Below are 1,375 nucleotides of genomic sequence, written 5' to 3'. Positions count from 1 at the left end.
CAGAAAAGTTAATAAATTTTATAACAACAAAAAACGTCTTTTGCTTAAACTTTAATCTTGTTTTATAAATACAAGTATATCCATGAAAAGAATAAGTAAATGACTCAATCTAGCTTTGATGAAAGACTGCTAAAAGCAAGAAAATGGACAGCAGTATTTGCATTTTTACTCATTATTTTTGTGGTCTCTGCACTGATCTATGGTTATGACAGTATGCATGACCCTGAAAAGGTGAAAAAGAATTTATATGCCTGTGGAAAATTTGGTGATCAGCATATGCTGATTGATAAAAATTATCTGCTTTTTGCAAGAGTGACTTATCAAGATGTCAATTATTGGGGAAAAAACTATAGACAACAGCATGATGACAAAGGTTGTGATGATTAAATTCAAAGTATTGATTTGAAAGTGAAATGGCCTGATATGACACCGTCTAGAGAAGGCTTTAGATTAGATTCTGAAAGTAAAAATGATATCACAATAGCATTAACCCAACGCTCAGTTTGGAAAAAGGAGTGGGGCAATAAAGACTTCTTTAATGAGTTTGATTTTTTAAAAAAAGTACTTAAGAAAAGGAATTTTTTCGAGTGGAAAAGAGGTGAGTGAAGTATGGATAGATGAAAAAACATTTAACTCAGATTTGGGACTCTATGAAATAGAAGTTGAAAGTGGTGACAATGCTACAAAAAAAGTGTACTGGCAGGAAATTAAAGGTAAAGGGATAAGCCTAACCATCATGTGTCTTTATTTTAAAAGTGGATCAACAAAATGTGAATTTAATACACATCAACCAAATTATGGGTTGAATACCAGTTATATCAAGATCTTTTTTCATAGCGAGTTACTGCCTCATTGGCAAGAAATTTATCAAGATGCTGAAAAATTAATAGCGTCGTTTGAGGTTGTGGAGTAATGCTGATGCAGCTTTCATTTATGTCAGAAGCGGGGCTTGTTATCATGATTGGAGGAATTTTACTGCCAATTTATACGGGGAATCTATTTAAGATGACTCAGGTTTCTAAAGAGCAGTATTTTAAGAAAATCAAACAAGCAGCAAAGGCTAGCGGTGGGATGATAAGCTAAGTATCCGAATTTATCGTAATTGGCTTTCTATTTTTTTATTCGGTTTTTTGCTTTTTATTGTAGGTTTTATAGGACTGGGGTGAACTTTTAAAATAATTGATCTAAACTAAGTATGGCCAATAACGGTTGGGCTGGGGCAGTTGCGGCAATATCGGTTTTATAGACGTTTGCGCATTGGAATTGCATAATTATTCATCAAAAAAATAAAAAAATGATTTAACTGCTTAATTTCTGGCATAAAACAGCATTTATGCTTGCGAAAGCGCTTGTCAACAGGGTTTGATCTCTATAA

At 33.1% G+C, this 1,375-nt stretch carries 4 protein-coding genes; all 4 read left to right on the top strand.

The features are described 5' to 3' along the window. Positions 1 to 99: 99 nt before the first annotated feature. Genes D7V32_RS17670 through D7V32_RS17420 form a run of 4 tightly spaced genes read left to right on the top strand, consistent with a single transcriptional unit; the run spans position 100 to position 1,083 of the window. Entirely contained in the window at positions 100 to 387 is a 288-nt protein-coding gene (locus D7V32_RS17670; protein ID WP_228200245.1) for a hypothetical protein, read from the top strand. Between the two features lie 21 nt (positions 388 to 408). Further along, positions 409 to 606, top strand: coding sequence for a hypothetical protein (locus tag D7V32_RS17665; protein ID WP_228200244.1), 198 nt, complete (start codon positions 409 to 411; stop codon positions 604 to 606). Continuing rightward, entirely contained in the window at positions 599 to 913 is a 315-nt protein-coding gene (locus D7V32_RS17660) for a hypothetical protein (RefSeq protein ID WP_228200243.1), read from the top strand. Before D7V32_RS17665 ends, D7V32_RS17660 begins: the two co-directional genes overlap by 8 nt. Next, a complete protein-coding gene (locus D7V32_RS17420; RefSeq protein WP_171407698.1) occupies positions 913 to 1,083 on the top strand; it encodes a hypothetical protein in 171 nt (56 codons plus the stop codon). Before D7V32_RS17660 ends, D7V32_RS17420 begins: the two co-directional genes overlap by 1 nt. Positions 1,084 to 1,375 lie beyond the last annotated feature (292 nt).

The sequence above is a fragment of the Acinetobacter tianfuensis genome, from assembly GCF_003611465.1.
Classification (GTDB): Bacteria; Pseudomonadota; Gammaproteobacteria; order Pseudomonadales; family Moraxellaceae; genus Acinetobacter; species Acinetobacter tianfuensis.
The sequence above is the reverse complement of the archived record's forward strand: the minus strand, read 5'-3'. Positions and strand labels throughout refer to the sequence as shown.